Raw genomic sequence first — 1,436 nt, 5'->3', positions numbered from 1 at the left:
TTACACGGGCTTGCCCCCCCCCCATTTGCATTCGACCTGACCAGTCATGTGCACCGTATTTGACCAGCAAGATTCGTGGAGACATGACCGGCAGAGAACGGCCACAAGCGGCCACTCGCCTGACTCGACAGGCCACGTATATACGTTCAAGTGGCCTGATTGATTCGGCAGCAGCTGGCCGCCTTTTGGAGGGGAAAAGCTGCCCATATCCGATGCCACCACGCCCAGAGAGTCGGCATCTTCGGCGTCATGCCGATTTAGCGTAACATGTGTTGCGTAAAATAAATCTCGCTGCTACGATCAATCTCACCTTAGTGAAATCTCGTAGGAGAAAGCCGCTATGCAAAACTCTCTGCGCAAGGCATTCCTGGAAGATGGGGCAGTCCTGATCAAAGGGCTTCTGAACGAGGAGCAACTAGCTCGGTGTCGGACTGCCTATGACTGGGCAGTCGAGAACCACGGCCCCAACGCGTTTCGAATGTTCGATGGGACTTTGCAACAGTCGCATGTCGACAATGCCAATCCGCTCGCCAAGGAGCGCCTGGAGGAATTGGTCTCTTCCCTCCCCTTTGGCCAGTTGTTCGCACACCTCTGGGGTTCCGAAAACGTCTGGTATTTCGCCGAGGAAGTATTCCTCAAGGCTGGCGGACGCGGTTCGCGCACACTCTGGCATCAGGACACTTCTTATTTGCCCTGGGCCGGCATGCATTGGGGCAATGCGTGGATCAGCTTCGAATCCGTTCCCAAGCAGAATGCATTGGAGATCATTCGGGGCTCACACCGCGGAACGCGTTTTGATGGAACCACCTTCCTCGACCCGAACAACCCAACCCAACCCTTGCATGGAGGCGGCATGCTGCCTCGCCTTCCCGATATCGAGGCTGAGCGCGAGCAGGCGCCCGATGCATACGAAATTCTGTCGTGGGCAACGGAGCCCGGGGATGTGGTCGTGCTCCATCCCGGCTCGCTTCACGGCGGCGCGCCGGTCGACGAAGCCTTCCCGGATCGCCACACCTTTGTTTTCCGCTTCTTTGGTGACGATGCAACCTTCAACCCCCTGCCGGAGCACAGCGATGCGGGTTATCCGAAGGAAGGCGTTCTGTTCACCGAAGAATTGATGACCTTGAAGCCGGGAGAACCCTTCCGTCACCCCACCTTCCGCCAGCTCGTATGATCGGAGATCAAGCAATGAGTACCCAAAACCTGAAACGGCAAACCATCACCCCTCCCCAATCCCAAGTGTTCTACGATAACTATCACTTTCCGCAAGCGACGCGTGTCGGGGACATGATCTGGGTTTCCGGCCAGGTCGGAATCGACGCCACAATGACACCGGGCAATGGTATCGAAGAGCAGGCGCACCTAGCCTTCCAAGGCTTGAAAATCGCCCTTGAGGCGGCGGGCGCGACCCTGGCGGATGTTGTCGAGCTGATGAC

General features: G+C 57.3%; 2 protein-coding genes. Both read left to right on the top strand.

From position 1 onward, the window contains the following. Nucleotides 1-340 precede the first annotated feature (340 nt). Nucleotides 341-1,174: a phytanoyl-CoA dioxygenase family protein gene (locus ACXRVY_RS29035; protein ID WP_457265889.1), complete on the top strand. Its 834-nt coding sequence runs from the start codon at nucleotides 341-343 to the stop codon at nucleotides 1,172-1,174. A 14-nt stretch (nucleotides 1,175-1,188) separates the two neighbouring features. After that, nucleotides 1,189-1,436: Rid family hydrolase (locus tag ACXRVY_RS29030; RefSeq protein WP_458238960.1), on the top strand; the 248-nt coding region annotated here is incomplete at its 3' end.

This window comes from Pseudomonas sp. P5_A2_2 (assembly GCF_054177685.1).
This window is presented reverse-complemented; position numbering and strand designations above follow the sequence as displayed.

Bases quoted from the DNA above. Each gene is read 5' to 3' on its own strand.
- ACXRVY_RS29035 (WP_457265889.1), top strand. From the start codon at position 341: ATGCAAAACTCTCTGCGCAAGGCATTCCTGGAAGATGGGGCAGTCCTG.